Source organism: Streptomyces sp. MnatMP-M17, from assembly GCF_900091995.1.
In the GTDB taxonomy this organism is placed as follows: domain Bacteria; phylum Actinomycetota; class Actinomycetes; order Streptomycetales; family Streptomycetaceae; genus Streptomyces.
This window is the reverse complement of record NZ_FMDK01000359.1, coordinates 1-23,782: the sequence shown is the minus strand read 5'-3', so window position 1 is coordinate 23,782 and position 23,782 is coordinate 1. Positions and strand designations below refer to the sequence as shown.

General features: G+C 69.2%; 14 protein-coding genes and 1 pseudogene. 4 read left to right on the top strand and 11 right to left on the bottom strand.

Going from position 1 to position 23,782, the window contains the following annotated elements; genetic code table 11:
* From GA0115259_RS16835 to GA0115259_RS16820, 4 genes are all read right to left on the bottom strand, one after another.
* On the bottom strand, nt 1-1,447 hold a 1,447-nt coding region (locus GA0115259_RS16835), incomplete at its 3' end, for a pPIWI_RE module domain-containing protein (RefSeq protein ID WP_161230394.1).
* Between the two features lie 31 nt (nt 1,448-1,478).
* Nucleotides 1,479-5,144: a pPIWI_RE_Z domain-containing protein gene (locus GA0115259_RS16830; RefSeq protein WP_093597318.1), complete on the bottom strand. Its 3,666-nt coding sequence runs from the start codon at nt 5,142-5,144 to the stop codon at nt 1,479-1,481.
* Entirely contained in the window at nt 5,137-6,330 is a 1,194-nt protein-coding gene (locus GA0115259_RS16825; RefSeq protein WP_093597315.1) for a pPIWI_RE_Y domain-containing protein, read from the bottom strand. The genes GA0115259_RS16830 and GA0115259_RS16825 overlap by 8 nt, the downstream gene beginning before the upstream one ends.
* Complete coding sequence (locus GA0115259_RS16820) at nt 6,327-7,994, bottom strand: PD-(D/E)XK nuclease family protein (RefSeq protein WP_161230393.1); 1,668 nt, start codon at nt 7,992-7,994, stop codon at nt 6,327-6,329. The genes GA0115259_RS16825 and GA0115259_RS16820 overlap by 4 nt, the downstream gene beginning before the upstream one ends.
* A 296-nt stretch (nt 7,995-8,290) precedes the next feature.
* Here GA0115259_RS16820 and GA0115259_RS16815 point away from each other — a divergent pair, with 296 nt between their 5' ends.
* Complete coding sequence (locus tag GA0115259_RS16815; RefSeq protein WP_093597309.1) at nt 8,291-9,736, top strand: serine/threonine protein kinase; 1,446 nt, start codon at nt 8,291-8,293, stop codon at nt 9,734-9,736.
* Nucleotides 9,737-9,807: 71 nt separating this feature from the next.
* Here GA0115259_RS16815 and GA0115259_RS16810 read toward each other — a convergent pair whose 3' ends face one another.
* Complete coding sequence (locus tag GA0115259_RS16810; protein WP_093597306.1) at nt 9,808-11,889, bottom strand: N-6 DNA methylase; 2,082 nt, start codon at nt 11,887-11,889, stop codon at nt 9,808-9,810.
* 399 nt (nt 11,890-12,288) lie between these two features.
* Nucleotides 12,289-14,448 carry a RecQ family ATP-dependent DNA helicase gene (locus GA0115259_RS16805; RefSeq protein ID WP_093597303.1) on the bottom strand — a complete coding sequence of 720 codons (2,160 nt, stop codon included), beginning with the start codon at nt 14,446-14,448 and terminating at the stop codon, nt 12,289-12,291.
* Nucleotides 14,449-14,646: 198 nt separating this feature from the next.
* Here GA0115259_RS16805 and GA0115259_RS16800 point away from each other — a divergent pair.
* A pseudogene (locus GA0115259_RS16800) lies at nt 14,647-16,431 on the top strand (helicase-related protein); the annotation flags it as partial.
* A 213-nt stretch (nt 16,432-16,644) separates the two neighbouring features.
* Nucleotides 16,645-17,274 carry a hypothetical protein gene (locus tag GA0115259_RS16795; RefSeq protein ID WP_093597300.1) on the top strand — a complete coding sequence of 210 codons (630 nt, stop codon included), beginning with the start codon at nt 16,645-16,647 and terminating at the stop codon, nt 17,272-17,274.
* 205 nt (nt 17,275-17,479) lie between these two features.
* Here GA0115259_RS16795 and GA0115259_RS16790 read toward each other — a convergent pair whose 3' ends face one another.
* The 3 genes from GA0115259_RS16790 to GA0115259_RS16780 all read right to left on the bottom strand — a co-directional run bounded on the left by GA0115259_RS16790 (nt 17,480) and on the right by GA0115259_RS16780 (nt 19,702).
* Complete coding sequence (locus tag GA0115259_RS16790) at nt 17,480-18,118, bottom strand: hypothetical protein (RefSeq protein ID WP_093597297.1); 639 nt, start codon at nt 18,116-18,118, stop codon at nt 17,480-17,482.
* 153 nt (nt 18,119-18,271) lie between these two features.
* Nucleotides 18,272-18,982, bottom strand: coding sequence for a ribonuclease HII (locus GA0115259_RS16785; protein WP_093597294.1), 711 nt, complete (start codon nt 18,980-18,982; stop codon nt 18,272-18,274).
* A 93-nt stretch (nt 18,983-19,075) separates the two neighbouring features.
* A complete protein-coding gene (locus tag GA0115259_RS16780; RefSeq protein ID WP_093597291.1) occupies nt 19,076-19,702 on the bottom strand; it encodes a TetR/AcrR family transcriptional regulator in 627 nt (208 codons plus the stop codon).
* 136 nt (nt 19,703-19,838) lie between these two features.
* Here GA0115259_RS16780 and GA0115259_RS16775 point away from each other — a divergent pair, with 136 nt between their 5' ends.
* A complete protein-coding gene (locus GA0115259_RS16775) occupies nt 19,839-21,395 on the top strand; it encodes an MFS transporter (RefSeq protein WP_093597287.1) in 1,557 nt (518 codons plus the stop codon).
* Nucleotides 21,396-21,513: 118 nt separating this feature from the next.
* On the opposite strand, the gene GA0115259_RS16770 is transcribed toward GA0115259_RS16775, so the two are convergent.
* Nucleotides 21,514-23,226: a DUF4153 domain-containing protein gene (locus tag GA0115259_RS16770; RefSeq protein ID WP_370747990.1), complete on the bottom strand. Its 1,713-nt coding sequence runs from the start codon at nt 23,224-23,226 to the stop codon at nt 21,514-21,516.
* Between the two features lie 182 nt (nt 23,227-23,408).
* A partial coding sequence (locus GA0115259_RS16765) for an ADP-ribosylglycohydrolase family protein (protein ID WP_141716596.1) occupies nt 23,409-23,782 on the bottom strand: 374 nt, incomplete at its 5' end.

Sequence of the window (23,782 nt, the reverse complement as noted above, 5' to 3'; positions counted from 1 at the left end):
CGGGCCGCCCGCCGTCACCGTCCAGCCCGAGGACATCGGCGACGGCCTCAATGGCCGCATCCCGGAAGGAGGGACTCTGCCACAACAGTCGAGCCTCGACAACCGCCACGTCTCCACTCCCCTCAACCGCTTCAGAGAGGTCCTGGCCCTCGTTGATCCTGGCTGCCACCGCCAGTGCAGTCCGGCGAGCAAGGGCTTCACGTTCCGCCTCGGCAGCCTTCTCGGTCGCTTTGGGCTTGGGACGGGCATTGGCGGGGGCGCTGGAACCGGCGCTCGCCCGGCTGAGGGAGGGGACCCTGCGCATCTGCTCGGGCAGCGCTCGTTCGGCCCATTCGACGATCTGTGAACGCTGGTGCGACATGAGGCCGGTGCCGATGCCATGGGCACCCATGTGTGTGCTGTGGACAACTGAGGCTCGAGTGCCTTCCCCGTCGCCGATCCATTCCTCGGGTTCGGTGAGCAGGCTGTCCGGGTCGGGGAAGGGGCGGTTGAGTGCCAGCCTGCCCAGGATCTGGGCGGGTCCGTTGTTCTTCCAGGCGTAGCCCTGAGTCCCGCGGTCCCAAGTCAGACGCGCCACCGCGTAGCGGTCGCTGGTGGGTGTGCCGGGCAGCCAGGGGATGCCCGGCAGCAGATATACGGAGGTGTCGCGGCCGTACGGCAGCCGCAGCCGCTGCGTCTTCGCATCGAGGCGAGTCGCCCAGCGGCGCACTCCGGTGTGCAGGTGGAGACGCGGGCGAGGGTCGAGGGGGACGGAGTGCAGCGAAATGTTGATCACGATGGAGAACCACCACTCGCGCCCCTTGACCACGTGCGAGAGGGGCTGCGAGAGGAGCTCCGCGCCTTGCTGGCGCGGTCCTCGTGGCACGGCTCGGAAGTGCAGGCTGCCGGCGCTGTGCTCGTAGGGGCCGAGAGCGAGGATGCGCCGGGCCAGAGCATCGGTCGCGAGCTGGTACTGCCGGTCGCGCGGGGCTGCGGTTCCGCCGTCGGTCGTGGGGCAGCCGAGTAGGTCGACGGTGACGTCCTGCCACTGCGGCGGGCAGGCGCGCAGTGCCGTGTGCGTGTCCAGGGCAGCGCGGTAGTGCTCCGGCTCGGCACGGATGTCCTGGAGCCAGGAGCCGTTCAGCCGGTCAAGGGTGTCTCCCGGCAGGGGGTGGGGGACGTCGTGCGGAGCGTAGAGCCAGAAGTCCTCGGCCTGCTGGAGCGGGTCGCGGGGGCGTCCCCGGACGATCAGTTCGGGGGCAAGGCTCTGTAGTACTCCGTTGAAGCGGGCGACGGGCGCGGTGCGGTAAGGGTCGGCTTCGGGGTCGCGTCCGAGGTTGCAGAGTTCCAGGATGCTCGAGTGCCACTGTTCGGGAAAGGGCAGCGCGCGGTATCGGGCGGTCCAGGGGGTGGCGTCGGGCTTGAGGAGGTAGGCGGCCCGGCTGGTGTCGCGGTATTTGGCGGCCATGGGACTCCACGGTCTCCTTCGGTTCTCGGGGTCAGTTTCCGGCGCTCAGTCCGCACAGGGCGTCGTAGAGGGGGTGGTAGAGCGTGCGTACCAGGGCGGGGTCGGCGGGGTCGGGAAACGATTCGGGTGCGGTCTCGTCGTCGAAGTAGGGCGCGAGGACGTCACGGAGCTTGATGAGCAGACCGTCGTCGTTGCGCCGACGTCCGCTCCGGGTCGCCGCGGCGGGCGGGGCCCCGGCCTCGGCAAGGGCGGGGGCGAAGGCCGCGTCGACGAACACGACACGGGCGGGCACTCCGCCTCGCACCAAACGGCCGATGACCTGCCAGATGGTGACGAGTTGGTCCCAGGCAAAGGACGTCTTCTCCGCGTCGCTGAGCCGAGAGTAGATGTAGCGCCGGGAGAGCAGGCGGCGCCATTCCTTCCGGGCGGCGAGGCGGAAGCCGAGCCCAGCGGCGTCCAGATCCGCAGCGTCGGCTACGAGCTTGCCAAAGGTTCTCGCTTCGGGATCCGGCTGGTCTCGGACGAACCTGGTAACCCAGTCGTTGACGGCGAAGACGGCCAGAGAGAGGTCGTCGGGTCGCGGGTGGGGACGGGCGAGGAAGAGCACGGTCCCGAAGGCGGCCTTGTGGCTCTGATTGAGGATGTTGTGGCCGCGCTCGATCGCCATCAAGGGGGCGACCAGGACTTCGGCGTCCTCGTCCTTGGCGAAGGCTGCCAGGTCGCCTCGCCGTACAGCGGAGGCACTGGTGAAGTCGTCCGTTGCCGAGTCACCGGGGCCGGTGTGGTCGAGCTCTGCCTTGTCGGAGGCAAGGACGCGGACTTTTCCTCGCCAGCGGGGCATGCGTTCAAGGAGGTCGGCGGCGGTCCTGGCGTCGTGGTAGCTGCCGACCAAAACCAATGCCCGCCGGCGTTCGCCGTCCTCGATCTGCCGGAGTTCCCGGTCCAGGAGCGATGTGCTGCCTGGGGCCGACTTCCCGAGTTGGGTGACCATCTGGGCCAGAACCCGTTCGCGGATGTCGAGTTTGGCTCCGGAGAGGGTGAGGGGGGTTCCTTCGCCGTCGTAGAGGAACAGCGTGCTGAAGCGGGTCTGCCGGATGGAGTCAACGGCGGTCTGGTGGGGTTTGAGGATCGCCTTAACGGGAGCCATGACGTGTGCGCGGGTCGATGTACCGGCCCAGCTGGTGCCTGACATGAGCACCACGTGTGGCCCGGGCCGGCCCGCGGCAGGGTCGGCCCCCAGTGCGGGAAGGGTGAGCAGGAGTTCCCGGCCGACGCCGGCGCACCGGAAGAAGCGGAGGGTGCCGCTACGGTGTTCGTCGCCTTCCGGCCCTCGCTCCGGATCCTCGGGCAGGTACTGGAACCCGAGGACGTTACCCATGGGGGCTTCCGGCACGACCGGTGCGTAGTCCAGGGGCGGCCTGCGTGAGAGTTCATTGTCGGCTGTGTCCAGGTGGAGGGCCGCCTCGGCCTGCGGCCACAGGAAAGTGACGCGTTCGAGGCGCTGATGCAGTGCGGCCAGCACCAGGGTGAACTCGAGGCGCCGTGTCGCCCGTTCCAGCCAGGGCTCGGTCCCCCAGGTGTCCACAGGGTCCCGGTCGGGCTTCCCCGGCCCCGGTACCTCTTGTTGCAGTGAACCGTCCAGGATGGGCGACCCTGTGAGCAAGACATCGAGGACGGAGCGGACACGCTGGCTGGTCGCCGCCTGGTCGAGGTTGTGCAGGAGATCCCCGGCCCTGCGGATCAGGGTGTCGGTAAGTTCACCATGCGGGCCGCGATCACCGAGTGGGTCGTCGCGGAAAACATCGAGGGCCTGGGTCACCTCGCTGCGGCGTGCGTCCCACGCCTCCATGCCCGGGATGCGCGGTGAGGCGAGACCGTCGGAGTCGCCGTCGGAGTCGTACACCTCGGTGTCGGAGGAAATCCCGTCTAGGACGGATCCGTCGACGTGCGGCCGCGGGTACCACTCATTGATCAGTTTCTCCTGGAGAGTCCAAGCGCTGAAGTATTCGATGTCCGCCCACTCACGGAGATCGTCCTCGGTGATCAGCCTGCGGTAAAGGCGGTTGGCGGCGATGTGCACGAGGTCCAGGGAGGCCGACCATCGTTCGACGTCGCGTGCCGAGAGAGGAAGTCGGCCCTGCCGGGCCAATTCATCGATCTTGTGAATGCCGAGCCGGTCGAGCCAGGATTCCGGGCCTCGCACGATCAGCGTCGCGGACGGAGCGAAGGCGGTGTCGAGCTGCATCTGTACGCGGTCCGCTTCGTCGACGATGACGATGTCGCTGCGTAGGCAGGCGAGTTCGAGGTGCCGCAGACGTTCCGCGTTGAGGTGATTCGGGACGGCGCTCTGCAGCAAGCTGGCGGGGTTGGCCACCCAGATCAGGGCATCGACCAGCTCTCGGTCGGTGGCGTGTCGGGGGCAGACGCTCCACACCGGACAGCCGTGGTCGGACCGGGAGGTCTCAGGCTCCCTCCCCCCTACGCCTTCCCCTTTCTGCCGCGCGGATTCGTCGTGCCGGTACACGGGCATCGGAATGTCCTCGACGGCGATCGGACCGGGCGTCTTGACCGGGCGCAGTTCCGCACAGGGGGCATCTAGGTAGCGCAGAGGTTCGGCCGCTTCCAGTCCGCGCTGCGCGTCGAGGACGCACACCGTGCTCAGGTCGTCGAAGGCCGGATCGTCGTGCTGGAGCAGGGAGGCTTGGCCGCGTGCGGCGAGTCGGCGGTGCAGCCGGGACGCATGCTGCTCGCGGGTGGTGCCGCCGATGACGGGGGCGGCCTTCAGTCCCAGGTCCCGGAAGTGGCCGACCAGGGCAAGCTGTTCGGCGACATCGCCGACGACGAGAGTCGTACGCAGCCCCTTGCGCGCGCCCCAGACGGCGATGAGATTCATCAGGGTGCTCTTCCCCGCGCCCACCATGCCGACCAGATGGAGCAGCTGGTCCAAGCGCAGTGTTGTCGTCTGCTCAAAGTGCAGCCCGTCGGCGGAGAGGACATCGAGCTGCAGATCCTTCAGGCGTCGCATCCATTTCCCGGAGGGGAGACCGCCGGCGATCTCGGCCTCCTCCATCCAGCGTGCCGTTTCTGCGAGTTCGGCCAGGGGGATGTCCAGGGGCCGACCTGCGGTGCCCGGGACCCGGCCCAGGTCGTGACCGGCGGGCGGAGGGAAGCACAACTGCTCGGGGATGGTCACGGAGGCCGGCCGGTGTCGCTCGGTGAAGCGGGCCTGGCCCGCCGGGGCAGCCGGCAGCAAGCGCCGGTCGAAGTCCGGAAGCCTGGACAGCGCACGCTCGAACCTGCCGAAGCGGTCGCCTGCGACCGTCGGCTCTACCCGCCGCACCGGCCCTCCCTCCTCGGGCAGTCGGTATCCACGGAGCCGTTCGGGTAGCTGGGCATACGTCTCCAGGCACTGGTGCCACATGCGCCGGCGGCGCAACTTCCACAGAAGGTGGCGCGCCACGTCCAGCCGGTCGCGCTGGGCCGGCGTGGTCACGAGGCCCGCGGCTACGGCGAAGGGGTAGCCGCCCAAGAGGGTGTAGACGCCTCGGGCGTCGCGGGACGGGTCGAGGGTCTCCATCAGGTAGAGGCCGAGTTCCACCTGGCAGAGCAACGAAGGGTTCACATCCTGATGTTCCTGGGGCCAGACCGGCTCCAGGGCTTTGGCCAGTGGCTGGTACCACTCGCTGCTGTTACGCACGGGGCAATCCGTTCGTCGGTGTGGAGTCCATCAGGTGAGGGCTGGCTTCCCCTCGGAGTCGGGCGGAGGCGAGTGCGACGAGTCGGTCGTCGGTGAGCAAGAGCAGGCCCTCGGCCGTGGCAGGCCGGTTTCGCCGGTACGTGCCGAGGTAGTCGCGATGGGCTTCGGCCTGTTCTCGGGGGACCACCCAGCACGACTCGTCGTAGGGCGGCTCCGGGCGGACGGGTTTCGCGGCACGGCCGAGCAGACCGGGATGTTTCCAGTCCTTGACGTCGATGGCCCAGACGTGCTCGTCGGGGAAAGTCACGCGCAAGTCATAGGCGTCGAAGCCCGGCCAGAGCTGGACTTCGAGCCCGAGTGCGCTCAGCCTGGCCTCCAGTTCAACCTCGGCGCGCCCGGGGCTGGTGACGAACTGCCTGAGCGGTCGCACGAGCTGCAGAAGCCCGGCCGCGTCCGCCCCGGCCAAGGTCCGCCCGTGCGGCGGCGCGCCTCGTCGGCGACACCGGTCACGTTCGCACCACCATGATGCGCCGCCCGCGACTGGAGTGAGCAGGGTCAGGCAGCGACCGCAGGTGACGTAGGTTCCCTCGTCTTCGTAGGAGGCCGGGACCGCCGCGTAGCACTGGTCCAGGAGTTCTTGTACGGGAGCAAGGAACAGGTCGGTCTCGGTCTCGAACCGTTCCACTCCAGTGAGCACCGGGCGTTCCACCAGGAGCTTCCGGAAGGCTACATAGGACTCGGGCGACGACGCCTTGCGGCACAGGCGCATCGCCGTGTGGATGACCTCCCGGTCGAATTGGGCGGCACCGGCGTCCTTGCCTCTGATCCACCACTCGTGGCACAACTGGGTGGGAACTAGCGCCTCGGGGTCCACCAGGTAGTCATCCGGCCCGAAGGCATCCGGCGGCAGGTCGAGGGGCCAGTCCTCAAGGGGACGGCTGTGGCACCAGAAGAGCAGTTCCGGGAGGCTGCGGGGGATCTCCTCGACGCCCCTGAGGAGGCAGGCGAGGACGGTCCGGTCCAGGGCGCGCTGGGCTTCGGCCGGGTAGGGCAGCCTGAAGGAGGAGAGCGATCCGATGTCGGCGAGCTGGATTACCGCGCCGGCCAGGGTACGGACGAGCCGTACGTCGGGGAAGTCGAGCCAGTCGCCGCGCTGGGCTGTGTGGGAATCAGAGGCGGTGGTCATCGAGGCTCCTGCTCGGCCGTGGCGAGATGTTCGATTCCCGGGTGGCACCATTCGAGGGCTTCGCAGCTGCCGCAGTGCCGGCCTGGAGTGGTCGGGTAGTCCTGATCCTGGATCCAGGGCTGGGCAAGTTGCGCGATCACTTCTCTCGCTTCGTCGACGGTCCCCGGGCGCGAGGGGTCCAGCTCCTCGAAGGTCACGTCGTCGGTGTGGAGGAGTTCGAGCTCTACCCTGGAGTGCGCCGCATCTCCGCCCAGGACGCCGGCGGCCAGCATCAACACGCCGAGTGCCAGCTGGGGATAGCGCTTCAACAGCGGCTCCCCTTCGTAGAGGTACCCGCTCGCGGTCTTGGTCTCCCGCCAGATCCAGCCCCCGCGACGGGTGTGGAGCAGGTCGGGGGTGGCAATCAGAACGAGATCGAGTTCGGGGTCATAACAGACCGCCTGGTGCTGCACACGCACCTCTTCGTCCGCGGCAAGGCCATCTAGCGGGCAGTAGAAGGCGTGCTGTTCGAGCATGGCGGCGCCGTCGAGTGCTTCCTGACCGCTCAAGTGCAGGCCGCCCGCGCCCCAGGATGCCGGGTCCGCCGGACCGGAGAGCGCCTCACAGCTCCGGTAGGGCTTGCTGCCGTGCCGTTGGTTCAGGATGTCGTCAACCACACGACCGCGGCGTACTTCCGGGCTCTCGGGCTTCGAGGAGCGCAGTTTGAGCTGCCGGGTCACGTGGTATTTCGTCGGACAGTCCCGGTAGGCGCGCAAATCGGTGACCGAGGCACTGCGTCGTGGCCGCTGGGGTTTCGGTGGTGTGATCCGCAGCAGTTCCGGAGTGCGCGGGAGTGTCTCGCAGCCGGTCATCGCCTTGCAGTCGACGCAGCCGGATCCGGGGCGAGCCCCGGTGCCGTCGATGGCTTGAAGGAGCGCGGGCCACCCCTCTGCCGTAAAGCGCTGTCGTGCCTGCTGACTGTTCCAGGCGAGTAGCTCCTTGCGCTTTCCGTCTCCACAGCCGAATTCGATGACCCTGACCTGTGTGGGCAGGTCGGTGCGGAACGGCGGAAGCTTGTCGAAGGGGACCGGAGTGTGTCGCTTCCGCCAGCCCCCGCCCGCCGGACGCCCCCGGGCCGCGACGTACGCGGCTGCAGCTTTCTCCCCCTCAGGGCGATCGTCCTTGGCAGCGCCAAAGGTGAGCAGCCACAGATCCCTGGTGGAACCGTCGACGGCCGCGTAGCGGCGTCCCCAGGCGGTCATCTCATAGGTGTCCGCGCCCCGGGCGTCGACCGGCCCGGGGTCCTTGCCAACCACCCAGGCGTCACGGACCGGGACGGTGAGCGTGAGGCCGGCCGCTTGGCGGGCGTGTTGGTCCGCCGCTCTGGCCTCCAGATAACGGGGGACCGCCTCGGCCGACCAGGACAGGAGCAGAGGGTGCGACGCGCGACGACGGTAGAGCCCGAACGTTCCCTTCGTACGCCAGAGTTCTCCGATTACCCACTCCGGATCGTTACGCTCGTGTTCAATCAGGTCGAGCGCATCCATAAAGACCTTGAGAGTGAAGTCCTGAAATTTTTCGATGAGTTCGGGCGGTTCGGGATCTGCGATCAACATCGGGCGGGCGTCGCTGCTGCGCTTCGTCGGGCAGTCTCGCGGGTCGAGCCGCGCGGCGCCGAGGTTCATACGCACCAACCTGGTGTCACCGCTGGTTCCGGCGGGGCGCGACCAGTTACCCATGTGCTCCTCCAAGCGGTACGGCAGGGCGGCCCGACGCGACACCATCGAGAGCGGCTTGCTGGGTGTCGGGCGACTCCAGCATGACACACGGCGGCTGTGAACTCAGTCCATGCACAAAATCGCTCTCGATCGCTTTACACTGGGCTCATCCGCCACGCAACGGTCCGGCGGAACCGGAAACCCCATCACCGTCGCGCCTCTCTTCGTGACGGACGAGGGACGCTTCGGAGGCAAGGGGCGGCATGAAGAAGGACGACGTGCTGGGCGGCCGGTACAAGCTGCGCAAGCACCTGGGCAGCGGCGGCATGGCCGTGGTCTGGCAGGCGGAGGACCTGCGGGACGAGAGGCTGGTGGCCGTCAAGTGCCTGCGCACGAACAGCGATCTTCTGGACTCACTGGACGAAGGCGAGGCACACGAGGAGCTGGGGCGCATGCGTGGCCGGTTCCGGCGCGAGGGCGCACTTCTCGGACGCATGCGCAACAGGAGCATTCCCGAGTTGTACGACCAGGGATCCCACGGCACCGAGCCCTACCTCGTCATGCGCTTCGTCGACGGCAAGCCCCTGCACCGCTTCCTGGACCAGTACACCCCCACCGTCGGCGTCGCCGCAGCCATCGGAGTCCAGATCGCCGAGGCGCTGGCCTGCGCCCATGACGTTCCGGTCGTACACCGTGATCTCAAGCCGTACAACTTGATCATCGACGAGAACGGCGTAGTCGTCCTCATCGACTTCGGCATCGCCAAGCCACTCTGGCCCGGCGTCACGGACTACACCCAGCACGGTTCCACTGTGGGCAGTAGGGGGTACGAGGCCCCGGAACAGATCCTGGAACGCCAGATCACCCCGAAGACCGACCTATACGCGCTGGGTTGCATCCTTTACCACCTGCTGACCGGCCACCCGCCGTTCTCCGGGGACGGTCTGAAGCACCAGCACGTCAAGGACGCTCCGATCCCGCCGACCTGCCACATCGGGCACATCCCGGCGGAGCTGGAAGCTCTGGTGCTGAAGTTGCTGGCGAAGGAGCCGGAGGACCGGCCGGTTGACGCCCGCGCGGTCGCGGAGGTGCTGCGGCAGTACGCGCCGCGCCCGGGTGACGCCGCCCCTTCCCCTCGGCTGGAGCCGGACCCTACGCGTCCGTTGCGCCTGCCGGCTGAGTACGGCCTGCCCGCCGCGCCTGCGACACTGGCAATCGCGACCAGGCCAAACAGGAGGCACCGCGCTTCCGGGTTCCTCAGCCGCAGGGTGTTTCAGGAGCTCACCGCCGAGGCCGAGGCCGAGATCGATGTCGGTGAGCCCGCGAGCGCGGTCGACGGACTGGTGGAGCTGCTGCCGGCCGCCCGCCGGGACTGGGGCGCCTTCGACCCAGGGGTCCGGGCGGCCCTCCGCGTGGCCGCGAACGGCATGCGCATTGCCGGGCGCTGCAAGGAGGCGATCGCGCTCTACGAGGATCTGTCCCTGCGGGCGGAGGGCAGCGTGAGCCCGAACGATTTGGCCGACTACCTGGAAGGCACGCTCGGCGCGGCGGAGTGCCGTATCCCGTTCGGTGACCTGCTCCCTGCGGCATCGGCGCTGGCCATGGTGCTCGAAGAGCTGCCCCGTGTCACCGGCCCTCGCGCCGAGGTGCTGGCAGAGCGATGCCACGACGTCGGTATCGAACTCGACGAGCTGCGCTACGAGATGTAGGCGGACGATCTGACGCGGGTGCCCCTCCGCACTCGCTTAGATGAAGAGGGACCGGCAAGCTCACAGGGCGATCAGTGCAGCCTTCCCGCCGCGAGCCCGTCCCCGAGGCCCCGGACAAGGCCCTCACCCACCGCCGCAAGGGAGCGAAGTGACTCCTCCAGTGCAAGCAGTTCTCTGAAGGCTGCCGCGTAAGGCCGTTGTTCGGTGAGAGAAAGCTGGAGTACCTGCAATTTACGTACGTCAATGCGGGCCGAACTGGAGGTGTGGGAGCCGGCCTGCCGTGCGTTGGCCGGAGCTCGCAGGCAGCCAGCGAGAAACCAGGCGTCGAGCAGTTCGGGATCCGGGCGCAGCGCGTATAGCTGGGGCCCGAGTACCAGGGGCGTGTCCACCTGGACCCATACGCGATAGGCCCGTTCGACGCCCACCACGACAACGTCCCCGGGCTCGGCCACGGTGAGCGTGCCGGTTCTGGCGCCCGTCTCCACCACGGCCCCGGCAAGCCAGCCGCCCGGCCCCCCTCCCTGTACCAGGTCGGGAACGCTCAGGACTGGTACTGCACCGTGCGGAAGTGCATCGCCGTGCAGAAGCTCGCCCGGAAGCGTCTGCCCCTGCCGCAGCTTGAGCGCGTGGGCTCGGTCCAGGTCCGAGACCATAACCGTGGATGCGGCATCGCCGCCCCCCGACAGGTCGATCGTGGCGAGGGTACGGGAATGACCGCGCACCTCGTCGAGCAAGCCATCCAGACGCCCCCAGGATTCATGGAGCTTCACCTGGGCCTCCATGGCCGTCTCCGGCACGTAGCGCGCGGGCGTGAGATCCGTCTGCTCGTCGAGCAGGTCCATCACGGGGACGGTGACGCACCCTTCGGGTAGCCGCTCACCCGCTCCCGCCTGCTGGCCCTCGGACCAGGAGTGGGCCTGTACCGCGTCGAGGACCTGACCGCTCAGCCGTGACCAATCGATACCCTGAGCTCCCCGGACCATGCCTTGCGAGGTCGCCGCGTCGAGCAGGAACAGCCGCTCACCCGGAGCCGTCCCGCCGTCGGAGGCAGGCGCCCTGAGAATCCACAACTGGAGTGAGACGCTATGCGGCTGCGCAGCTCCGGCTGGCAGCGCGACGACTCCCCGCAGCGCGCCCGTGCGCAGCAACGCCCCGCGGATGCGCCTGCCCGCACGCCGGGAGGCCACCGCCGGCGGCAACAGGAGTACGGCGACACCGCCGGGCGCCAGGCGGGCCAGCGCATGCTCGACCCAAGCGAGTTCGGGCTCTGTCCTCGGTGGCAGGCCGTACACCCAGCGGGGGTCGGTGGCCAGTTCCTCATGACCCCAGTCGCGCGCGTTGAATGGGGGGTTGCACAGGACGACGTCGGCCCGCACGACACCGTGCGGGTCTGCGCGGAGCGCGTCTCCCGCCCTGATCTCCGCGCCCACCCCTCCCACGTCTGCGCGGGCAAAGCCCAGCCGGGCGGCTGCCAGCGCGGCAAGCACCGAGTCGAGGTCGGTCCCGAGGAGAGCTGGAGCCGTGGAGTCAGCGTTGGCCCCACGCTCCCCCATGCCCTCACCGGCGGCAAAGAGCAGCCCACCAACGCCACATGCGGGGTCGAGGACGGTAATCCGCGCATCCGCGCCCCTTGGCCCTCCGGCCCGGACGGTCAGAGCGATGTCCGCCATCAGCCGAGCGAGTGGGGCCGGAGTGGTGCTGACCTGCCGCACATGGGCGTCGAGCCAACGCGAAAGCAGAAAGTCGAAGGTCGCGCGGCCTCCTTCGTGGCGTGCGGCATTGACCGTCTCGTCCACCACACGGACGGCTTCTTCCGGAAGGAAGGACTGCTCGGGCACGGCCTGGTCCGCACCCTCCGCGGCGAGAAGGCGGCGGCCGGCTTCCGCGAGTGCCGCACCCATGACCGCACGTTCGCCCAGCGCCTCATAGTGCGGCCACAGCCGCTCACGCAGCCCGATCCGCTCAATCTTTCCATGGGCGTACAGCCATCGTTCGACGTCGGCTAGGGAGAACTGCGGGCTGGTGTCCGTTCCGCCGACCGGCGTCGGGAACGAGTCGTGGCGGCGCCGCCAGTTACTTACCGCCGCTCGACCAACACCCGCGATGCGCGCGATTCCCGCCAAGGTGACGGGCGCGTCGATGGAGCCTGACATGTGCTTCTCCGAGCGGGGGCGATTTTCGGACGGACCGGCACCGGTTGCCACCGTATCTCAGCCACCCTACAACAGGAGATTAATCATTGACTGAGTTCACAGACATTCTGTCGATCGCAACATTCCTCGGCTCCTGCCGCCCCTACACGGGCGCAGAAAAGGCGATCAGGGGAGGCATCGGGCACCAACCTCGGCGAGCCCTACGCCATTGAGGAGCCTCTGGCCGCGGTCTCAACCAGCATGTGCTGCGCCAGATGCCCGAGAAGACCTCCGCTCCGCCCGCGGTGCTCGACGATCCAGTCGGCCGCGCGACTCAAGCTCCGGTTCGAGCGCGAGTGGGCGGCCGTCGCGGCGCTCGACCACGCCCATGCTGGCGTCGCACTCACAGAGTGGGGAAGCTCAGCCCGCCGCAGCGAGGACCATCGGAAGGACCTGTGCACTGCCTGCCTGGCGGAGTAGGCGGGCGGCGACTGCGAGGGTCCAGCCGGAATCGGTGTAGTCGTCGACGAGCAGGACGGGGCCGGAGTAGCCAGCCAGCGCACCCGCCAGTTCCTCGGAGACGATGAAGGTGCCGGAGAGCGCCTTGAGGCGTTGGGCAGAGTTGCTGCGACGTGCGGCGTGCGCACTGTCCGGTCCGGCGTATGTCAGGGAACCGAGGTAGGGGAGGCGGCCGATGGTCGCGATTCCCTGGGCGAGGGAGCCGACCAGTTGCGGGCGGGACAGGGACGGGACGGCAACGATCCCTACCGGCCGGGCGGAGGCGTCCGGGATGTTCGGTGCCCAGCCGCCCGGGGAGCGCGCCCAGTCGGCGAGGACTGCGACCGTGGCCTTCAGGACGTCGTCGGGGACCGGGCCATCGGGGGCGTTCTCGGCCAGAAGGGGGCGCAGTCGGTTGCCCCAGCCGATGTCCGAGAGGCGGCCGAGCGCCCGGCCGGTGGCGGCCTGCTCGCCGGCGGGGATGCGGCCCTTGAGGTCGATGCCGAGGGCGGGCATGCCGGTCGGCCACATCCGGCGCGGCTCGACCTCCACTCCCGGGCGGTCCAGTTCCTTCTCGGCTCCCGTCAGTGCCTCGGTTGACACAGAGGAGCCGATCCAGGCGCCGGCGCAGTTGTCGCACCGGCCACACGCAACCGCGCCTTCGTCGTCCAGTCGCTGGCGCAAGAACTCCATCCGGCATTGGGAGGCGCTGACGTAGTCACGCATGGCCTGCTGCTCGGCCGCCCGCTGCCGCGCCACCCACGCGTACCTTTCGGTGTCGTACACCCAGGGCTGTCCGGTGCTCTCCCAGCCGCCCTTCACCCGCTTGACAGCCCCGTCCACGTCGAGGACCTTCAGCATCGTCTCCAGCCGGGTGCGCCGCAGATCCACCGCAGCTTCCAGGGCCGGCACGGACAACGGGCGCCCCGCTTCAGCGAGCGCCGTAAGGGTCTGGCGGACCTGAGCCTCGGGCGGGAAGGCCGTGTCGGCGAAGTAGCGCCAGATCGCCTCGTCCTCCTTGCCCGGCAGCATCAGCACCTCCGCGTGCTCCACCCCACGCCCCGCGCGGCCCACCTGCTGGTAGTACGCGATCGGCGAAGACGGCGAACCAAGGTGGATCACGAAACCGAGGTCGGGCTTGTCGAAGCCCATACCCAGCGCGGAGGTCGCCACCAGCGCCTTGACCCGGTTCTGCTGCAGGTCGGCCTCGGCCTGGAGCCGGTCGGCGTTCTCCGTGCGGCCCGTGTAGGAGTCCACCTTGAAGCCCCGCTGCCGCAGGAAGGCCGTGGCCTCCTCGGCCGCGGCGACCGTCAGGGTGTAGATGATCCCCGAGCCCGGCAATTCGTCCAGATGCTCGGCCAGCCACGCCAGCCGGTGAGCCGCGTCCGGCAGTCCGACCACGCCAAGCCGCAGACTGTTCCGCTCCAGCGAGCCCCGCAGCACCAGGGCCTCGCTCGCGCCGGTGCCCAGCTGCTCAGCCACATCCGCCGTCACCCGTGCGTTCGCCGTCGCCGTCGTAGCCAGCACCGGAACACCCGGGGCGAGATCCCCAAGCATGGCCCGCAGCCGACGGTAGTCGGGCCGGAAATCATGGCCCCAGTCGGAGATGCAGTGCGCCTCGTCGACCACCAGCAAGCCGGTCGTGGCCGCCAGCTTGGGCAGCACCTGCTCCCGGAAATCGACAGAATTGAGGCGCTCCGGACTCACGAGGAGAACGTCGGTCGCGCCACTCTCGATCTCCTCGTAGATCGAGACCCACTCCTCCGGATTCGCCGAGTTGATCGTCCGCGCCCTGATGCCGGCCCGCTCCGCCGCCTCCACCTGGTTACGCATCAACGCCATCAACGGCGAGACGATCACCGTCGGCCCAGAGCCACGCCGGCGCAGCAAAGCAGTGGCGACGAAGTAAACCGCCGACTTGCCCCACCCGGTGCGCTGCACCACCAGGGCCCGCCGACGTTCCTCCACCAGGGCCGCCACCGCCTGCCACTGGTCCTCCCGCAGCCGCGCCGAACCCTCAGGGGCACCGACGAGCTCAGCGAGGATGGCATCGGCTTCAGCACGGAGCTCCAGGTTGGTCATGCCCCCATGCAACCCGATGGGACTGACAATCGACGAATCCACCCAGCGCGACAAAATGATCACGAGGAGTAGCACCTGCCGCACGCCGATCAGGGATGGCCAAGGCCGAGCGCCTGGCCACGGCCGTCCCAAGCCGGCATATTTGCGCAGGTCAGGGCGCCAGTTCCGCCTGGAATTTGAATGCCTTTCCAGTTCTGTAGCCCGGAGCGGCTGAACAATCCGGACTTTCGCGACCAGGTCCTGCCCAGGCTCGCCGCGGCGACGGGACTGCTGGTGGTGGACGAGGCGCACTGCATCTCGGACTGGGGCCATGACTTCCGTCCGGACTACCGGCGGCTGCGCACGATGCTCGCGGAGCTGCCGTCCGATGTTCCGGTTCTCGCCACCACGGCCACGGCGAACTCTCGGGTGACCGCCGATGTCGCCGAGCAGTTGGGCACGGGAGCCGGGACGGACGCGCTCGTGCTGCGCGGGCCGCTGGACCGGGAGAGTCTCAGTCTCCATGTGCTCCGGCTGCCGGACGCGGCGCACCGGCTGGCGTGGCTGGCCGATCATCTCGGCGAACTGCCGGGCTCCGGGATCATCTATACGCTCACGGTCGCGGCGGCCGAGGAGGTCACGGCGTATCTGCGGCAGTGCGGGCACACGGTCGCCTCGTACACCGGACGCACGGAGAACGCCGACCGTCAGCAGGCCGAGGACGATCTGCTGGCGAACCGGGTGAAGGCGCTGGTCGCCACCTCCGCGCTGGGCATGGGGTTCGACAAGCCGGACCTCGGATTCGTGGTGCATCTCGGCTCGCCCTCCTCCCCCATCGCCTACTACCAGCAGGTGGGCCGTGCCGGCCGTGGGGTGGAGCACGCCGAGGTGCTGCTGCTGCCCGGCAGGGAGGACGAAGCGATCTGGCAGTACTTCGCGTCGGTCGCCTTCCCGCCCGAGGAACTGGTCCGCCGCACGCTCGATGTCCTGGGCCGGGCCGAGCGGCCGTTGTCGCTGCCCGCGCTCGAACCGCTGGTCGAGCTGCGGCGTACGCGTCTGGAGACGATGCTCAAGGTTCTCGATGTGGACGGGGCCGTGCACCGGGTGAAGGGCGGCTGGACCGCCACGGGCCGGCCATGGGTGTACGACACCGAGCGCTATGCCTGGGTGTCGCGTCAGCGCGAGACCGAACAGCAGGCGATGCGCGACTACGCGTCGACGGACGGCTGCCGGATGGAGTTTCTGCGGCGGCAGTTGGACGACGAGGCGGCTGTCCCGTGCGGCCGTTGCGACAACTGCGCGGGGACACGGTTCGAGGAGAAGGTGACCGCCGCCGCCCTCGACGCCGCGCGTGGTGAGCTGGGCAGGCCCGGTGTGGAGGTGGAGCCGCGCAAGATGTGGCCAACCGGGCTCTCGGCGATCGGTGTCGATCTCAAGGGACGTATCCCACCGGGCGAACAGTCCTTCTCCGGGCGGGCGTTGGGACGGCTGTCCGACATCGGCTGGGGCAACAGGCTGCGGCCGATGCTGGCGGCCCACGCCCCGGACGGCCCGGTGCCCGACGATGTGGTGAACGCGGTGGTGAGTGTGCTCGCCGACTGGGCCAAGGGACCGGGTGGCTGGGCCTCCGGCGTGGCCGACGCACCGCCTCGGCCCGTCGGAGTCGTCACCGTGGCCTCGCGGAGCCGGCCCCGGCTCGTCGGCTCGCTCGGCGACCAGATCTCGCGGATCGGCCGGATGCCGCTGCTCGGCACGGTCGAGTACGGGCCAGTGGCGACCGACGCCCGTGTCTCCCGTACCAACAGCGCACAGCGGGTGCGCGCCCTGCACGAATCGCTGACCGTACCCGCCGAGCTGGCCGGCGCGCTCACGTCGGCGGGCGGTCCCGTGCTGCTCGTCGACGATCTCTCGGACAGTGGCTGGACTCTCGCGGTGGCCGCCCGGCTGCTGCGAAAGGCCGGGGCGGATGGGGTGTTTCCGCTGGTCCTCGCCGTTCAGGCATGACATGGAGCATCAGCCGTACGACTGCGACCGGGGATATGACCGCCATAACTGCCCATTCCAGTCAACGGCGCCAATTGCTCGTTGCCGCACGCCCCCGCGCCAAGGAGAATTGACGCCAACCCGCACGGTCGCTCGCGGTCCGCAAGGGCTGTGCCGAGGTGCGCCCCCGTCCGACTCTGCCCGTACTGTGGGCGCGTATGCGAAGGGAGGATCGTGACCTTCGGATTCGCTCCGTCCGCAGCCACTTCGATCAACGGGCCGGCGGGTTCCGCCAACCGCCTCGCCAGGATGCTCGAACTCGACGAATGGGCGGCAGCGGGGATTCCGCTGCTGCGCAATCCGCGTGAGGTGGTCAGCGGTCTGCACAGCAGACACCGGCCGACTCCGGCGACCGCGGTCGTGGCCGTCCTCGATCATGAGGAATGGCTCACCGCGAGCGCGTCGTTCGTCCCACGGGCGGCCCCGGTGGACGGCTGGGAGTTCCGCAACGCGCTGCTGGCACATCTACGCCGTGTCATCCCGCACGATCTGCGCCGTCGCACGCCCATACGTACCGCCGTGCTGCTCTACTGCCGTGAGGGTGACGAGCGGTGGACAGAGGAGGACGGAGCCTGGATGTGGGGACTGCGGGACGCCTGCACTCTGCACGGGCTGCGGTGCGGCGCGTACATCACGCTGACGCGCGGCGGTTGGCAGGTGCTGGGCGAGGACCGTGGAGGCCGTCGGCCCAACTCCATGTCCCCGCCCGCCGATCTGGCGGAGACGGTGCTTGAGGCCGCTGCTTCGCCGGTGCGCGGAGGCGGTGTCGGCGTCGAGGCGCTCCGGCGCACGGCCGCCCGCTGAGATGGGAGCAGGAGCAGACGCACAAGCGGGAGCAGACATACAGCCGCACAGCACCCCGAGCGGCCAATAGGTTTCCGTGTGCGGGCACACCACAGCGGCCCGGCCACCCCCTGAACGGGCAGCCGGGTCACGACCGGGACGTACGGACGCACAGACGCGGGCGTCAACGCCCGCGCGCCACACGCCGTACCGGCTGTCGTACGGCTCAGACCCCCGCGCCGAGCACGGCGTTGATCCGCTCGGAGTCACCGCACACGACCAGCAGCGCGGTGGCCCGCTCGCGGGCCGACGGCAGCACCTGGGCGACGACGGCGTCACCGCCTCCATTGACGGCGACGACCACGACGGGCCGGGACTGCGCACGGGCGACAGCGGCGGCGTCGGCGAAGAACACGTCTTCGCGGGCGTCGTGCTGGGCCCAGTAGGAGACTTCACCGAAGGACAGCTCATGGGTGGCCCACGGGTGCTGTTCCCCGGTGGTGAGGACCAGGATGTCGCCCGGCGCCCGGCCCGAGTCGAGCAGCAGGTCGACGGCCTCTTCCGCGGCATCGAGCGCGCCGCCCGCCGGAGCCGGGATCAGCTGGATCTGAGGAGCGGAAGGAGTGGTGGGCCCGGACGCCTTGGGCTGCCCGGCGGAGCTCTGCGAGCGCTGCGCCGGCGGCGCGGGCCTCGCGGGACCGGGTCCCGGGCGACCGGGACGCGGTGTGGCCGCGGAGCGCGGCCCGGGTACGGGACGCGGACCGGGTACAGGACGAGGGGTCGGCGCGGTGCGGCCGGTGGCCGGGGTGGCGCTGGGACCCTGGGCTCTCTCGTGAATCTGAGGCTCCTGGGGGATGAGAGGCATGGCTGGATGTCTATCAAACGCCGACGCCGGAGGCATCGGCGGGTGGGCGCATTCTCGGCCCGGCCCACGGCCGGGGGGCACGCGGGCGAAGAGGTCACCGGATGTTCCAGAAGTCGGACGGATCGGAAGTCGGACGTACCGGAGTCGGACGTGTCAGAAGTCGAAGCCGAGTTGGCCCCCGCTTTCCATGGCCCCGGCCCCCGCGGGGATCCGGATCTTCTTGAGGTGCCGCCACTGGGGCAGCGAGTCGAGATAGGCCCACGAGAGCCGGTGGTGCGGTGTCGGCCCCCGCTCCTCCAGCGCCGCCTTGTGCACCGGTGAGGGATACCCGGCGTTGGCACCGAAAGCGAAAGGAACGTACTCCTCGGACGTAACGCCCAGTTCGGCCATCAGCGCGTCCCTGCGCACCTTGGCGATGACCGAGGCCGCCGCCACCGAGACACAGGACTGGTCGCCCTTGATGACCGTACGCACCTGCCAGGGCCCTCCGAGATAGTCGTGCTTGCCGTCGAGGATCACCGCGTCGGGCCGTACCGGCAGCGCCTCAAGGGCGCGTACGGCGGCGAGCCTGAGTGCCGCGGTCATTCCCAGGGCGTCGATCTCCTCCGGAGAGGCATGCCCGAGTGCATGCGCGGTGACCCACTTCTCCAGCTCACCGGCCAGCTCCGTACGGCGCTTGGGGCTGATCAGCTTGGAGTCGGTGAGACCGGCCGGCGGTCTGCGCAGTCCGGTGATGGCGGCGCACACCGTGACCGGCCCGGCCCACGCTCCGCGTCCTACTTCGTCGACGCCGGCGATGATTCTGGCGTCGGTGGTGGCGCGCAGCGAGCGCTCAACAGTGTGCGTGGGTGGTTCGTACGGCATGGCACCTGCAAGGTTACGCCGCCGGAACGCCGTGCGACAGACCGGGTACCGGCCGTCCTCAACAGCCTTGTCCGGTCCGCCGCGCAGGGCGCCTCAACCGGTACGCGATCGGACAAGGGGCACCATCACCTGATCGATCATCTCGGCGATCTCGCCATCGGTCCATTCGCTTCCGCACACCTTGGAACGGAACATCATCAGAGCCGGAATCACATCGCAGATCAGTACGCCGGTGGCGTCCGGACGTACATCGCCGCGCCGGATCCCGCGCCTCACCACGTCTCCGAAGAGCCGGTAGGACGGCTCGATGACGCCCTTGAGGATCAGCCCGTGGAAGCGTTCGGCGCTCGCCGCGTCGCATTCGTGAAGGACCGAACGGAGTGCGAATCCGGGCCGTGAGTACATCGCGTCCCGTACCAGCCGGCAGAGCTCGTACAGATCCTCGCGCACGCTCCCATGATCGGGCGCCTCGTCGAGCGTGGGCAGCCCCGCCTGGAGCGCGTCGGCGACCAGATCCTCCTTGGAGGGCCAGCGGCGGTACACCGCGGCCTTGCCGGTCTGGGCCCCGGCGGCGACGCCTTCCATGGTCAGCCCGTTCCAGCCGACCGTACTCAACTGCTCCAGGGCGGCTTCGAGGATCGCCCGCTCCAGCACGGGCCCACGGCGCCGCGACGCCGCCGACTGCGACCGAGCGGTGGCCGCGGAGCGTGAGGAAACCATCAGTAACTCTCCATAGGGGGCTGACACTCCGGAACGGCAGCTTCAGTGAACGCTTGCGTTCCCTGAAGGGGACTCACTACCGTGAACGCAACAGTGAACGGGTACGTTCACTAATTCACCTGTGGGGGATCCAGCAGTGACAACCTCTCAACTCGAAGCACAAAACGAACCACCGGGCGCGGCCCGTCGGAGCGGGCGCCCAGGGATCGCCCTCACCGTCATCGCGGCCTGTCAACTCATGGTCGTACTCGACGCGACCATTGTGAATATCGCGCTTCCGCATATCCAGGACGCTCTCAGCTTCTCGACCACGGATCTCTCCTGGGTCCTGAGCGCCTACACCCTGACCTTCGGCGGTCTGCTGCTGCTCGGCGGCCGGGCCGGCGACATCCTGGGCCGCCGCCGGGTCTTCATGACCGGCATCCTGCTCTTCACCCTGGCGTCCCTTCTGGGCGGTTTCGCCCAGGAGCCCTGGCAGTTGCTCGCCGCCCGTGCCCTCCAGGGAGTGGGCGGCGCGATCGCCTCGCCCACCTCGCTCGCCCTGATCACCACCACCTTCCCCGAGGGCCCCGAGCGGAACAGGGCGTTCGGCGTCTTCGCCGCCGTCTCCGCGGGCGGTGGCGCGATAGGGCTGCTGGCTGGCGGCATGCTCACCGAATGGCTCGACTGGCGCTGGGTCTTCTTCGTCAACGTACCGATCGGTGTGCTGATCGCGGTCCTCGCGCCGATGTACATCAATGAGTCCGAGCGCCATCCGGGGCGCTTCGACATCGCGGGCGCCGCGACATCCACGCTGGGTATGGCGTCGCTGGTGTACGGATTCATCCGGGCCTCCGAGGAGGGCTGGCGGGACTCGCTCACGCTGGGCGCGTTCGCGGCCTCGGTGGTGCTGCTCGCGATGTTCGTGGTGATCGAGTCGCGGGCGAAGGAGCCCATCACACCGCTCAGGATGTTCGCCGACCGGAACCGGTCGGGTACGTACGTCATCATGCTGAGCCTGGCCGCCGCGATGTTCGGCATGTTCTTCTTCATCGTCCTTTTCGTACAGAACGTGCTCGGATACAGCCCGATCCGGTCCGGTCTGGCCTTCCTGCCCGTAACGGTCGCGATCATCGTGGGCGCGGGGCTGTCGCAGCGGTTCCTTCCGGTGCTCGGTCCCAAGCCGTTCATGGTGACCGGTTCGGCCATCACCGGCCTCGGCCTCTTCTGGCAGACGCTCATCACTCCGGACAGTTCGTATCTCGGCGGCGTGCTCGGGCCGCTGCTGCTCTTCGGCTTCGGTATGGGGCTGAACTTCGTCACGCTCACCCTGACCGCCGTCTCGGGCGTCGCGCAGCACGAGGCGGGCGCGGCCTCCGGACTGCTCAACGCGAGCCAGCAGGTGGGAGGCTCGCTGGGGCTCTCGATCCTGGTCACCGTCTTCGGTACGGCCAGCCGCAACGAGGCGGAGAAGCAACTGCCGTCGTTCATGGCGGAGGCGAGCCCGGCGCAGAAGGCGGAGCTGGCAAAGACCCAGGAGCTGCCCGGGCGCTGGGGACATGAGGTGCTGACACAGGGCATCTCGACGGCTTTCATCGCGGCCGTGGCCATGGTGGCGGTCGCGCTGCTGACGGCGGCGCTGGTGATCCGGGTACGCAAGAGCGATCTGGAGGCACTCAGCGGCAAGGCGGAGGCAGCGGGTCCGGTGGCCTAGGGTCTTTCGTTTGGATCAGGCCGGAGCCCGGCCAGATCCAGACGAGAGGCCCTAGCCTCCGGGCCCGGTACGGCACGCGCGTACGCGTAGTCCCGTACGCGCGTGCCGTACGGAACCGTCACAGCCCGTTGACGTCGATGCCACCGCGGTACTCGATCCAGTCGCCCGTCCCCCGGCACTCAGGTGAGTCCGTGACCTCCCGCGTCGCCAGAATGTCGCGAGCCCTCCGCTCGCTCCGGTTCGTCGCGTACCAGGGCTCGCCGTCGGACTGGGCCAGATTCTCCGCGATTCCGGCGAGAGCGCAGGAGCGCAGCGGCTCGGGCAGCCGGTCAAGGGCCGGTACGGCATCGCTGGACAGCTCCTGGAAGTACTCGACGTCGAGCTTGTGCACGCGCTCGTACCGGTCCACATTGCTCTCCGCGACGAGCGCGTCCGGCGAGAGCAGCCCGAAGGTGAGCACGGCCGCCGCGGCACTGGCGGCGACGGCGCGCGGCAGCCACCGTCCGCCCACGGCACCCGCCACCAGGATCAGGACGATCACCAGAGCGAGCCACAGCTCCATCGCCGCCACCGAGACGCGCAGCCGAGTCAGTCCGTACGCCTCGACGTAGAGATCCATCCGGCGCAGCGCGGAGGCGGTCACAACGAGTGTGAGCACACAGAGGACGCCGAGCACGGCCCGGACCAGCACGCTGTCGCGGGCACCGTCGCGCGGGGCCCATCGGCGGGCCAGCCCGATGACGAGAAGGACGAGGAGAGTGACCCAGAGCAGTTGCCAGAAGCCCTGGCGGGCATATTCGGAACGAGTCAGTCCGGTCTTCTCGAAGACCTTGCGGTAACCGCCGAACAGCACGGCGAGCTGGACGGCGATGAAGACCGCGAAGAGCAGATTGAGAACGATCAGCGGAAACGCCCACTCCATCCTGCCGCGGGCCCGGCCGGGACGTACGGTGATCCGGTCCCAGCGCAGAGGCGCCGCCGCGGTGTGCGCGGCGGCGAGCGCGCCGAGGAGCCCGACGGCGAACATCAGGAAGCGCCATGGTCCGTCGTCGGCCGACACATCGGGAGTCAGACCGCCGAGCAGATCGGCGAAGGCCGCGTCGGCGCCCGCGAACAGCGCGCCGAACACGAACAGCAGCACCACGGCGACGACGAGCCCGCGGATCAGCGGCATCAGCTGCTTCCGCGAGCCTCCGGTGCGCTCGCGCAGACCGCGCAGGGCCCACATCCCGCCGTTGCCGATCGAGCCGAGCAGACCGAACGGACCGAACACCACACCCGGCCAGGTGCGGGAGCCGTGCAGCGCCAGCGAACCGAGCGCCAGCGCGGAGACGATGGCCAGGAACGTCGGCAGACCGGCGTCGTTGAGTGCGGGAACGGCGAGCAGTGCGACGCCGCCGAAGGCCCAGACCAGAGTCCAGGGACGCGACCGGCGACCGGCGTTCCGGGCTGCGAAGTAGGCGGCGAGGGCGGCGGGGACCGCCACGATCAGCAGATTCAGACCCACTCCGTCGCCCAGCAGCAGGGCGCTGAGCAGAGCGGTCGCCAGGACCGACCAGAGTGTGGCGGCGCCGATCGGGGCCGGCGTGACGGGACTGACCTCGGTGAGCCAGACGGGCGGCTCGGGCCGCTGAGGCTGCCACTGCTGCCAGTCGGGCGCCGTCGCGCTCCGCGGCTCCTGGCCGCTAGTTCTCCGTTCGCCTGACTCGGCTTCCCGTTCGCTGCCTGCTTTCCGTTCGCTCGGCCCGGCTTTCCGCTCGCTGCCCGTCTTCGGCTCGTGGCCCGTGTCCGGCTCCTCGGCCGGTGCGGGTATGGACGGTGTATCTGTCACGGGACCCCCTCCCGACCGGGCCCTGCGCGGCGGAGTGGCGCGTACGGCCCGGTGTCTCGTCGGCACGCCCGTCGAAGATCATCAAGACGGCGTGGCGGAAAGAGTAACCACGTGGACAAGGCCGTCACGCAGTCCTCAGATGCCCCTGTGGCAGGACCGTGACAAACAAATGCCGGCAGTGGTCAGCCGGTTACGGCGTCGGACAGCCATCCCGGCAGCTCCTCTGTACGCCCGGACCACTCCCGCGGCGGTGCTCCGGCGCTCCCGGCCGCGATCACTCCTCCGACGATGGCGCAGTTCGTGTCGACATCGCCACCCACCTGGGCCGTCGCCCAGAAGCCCCGCTCGAAGTCACCGAGGGCACGGGCCGCCGACCAGAGGGCGAACGGCACGGTGTCATGCGCGCTGGTGCGCCGTCCGCAGCCGAGGACGGCGGCGACGGTGCCCGCGTCCTCGTAGTCGAGCATGTCCCGTGCCCGGCGCAGTCCCGCGCCCACCGCGCTGCGCGGTACGAGCGCCACCACACCGTCGAGCAGGGCCTCGGGCGTGGGCGGGC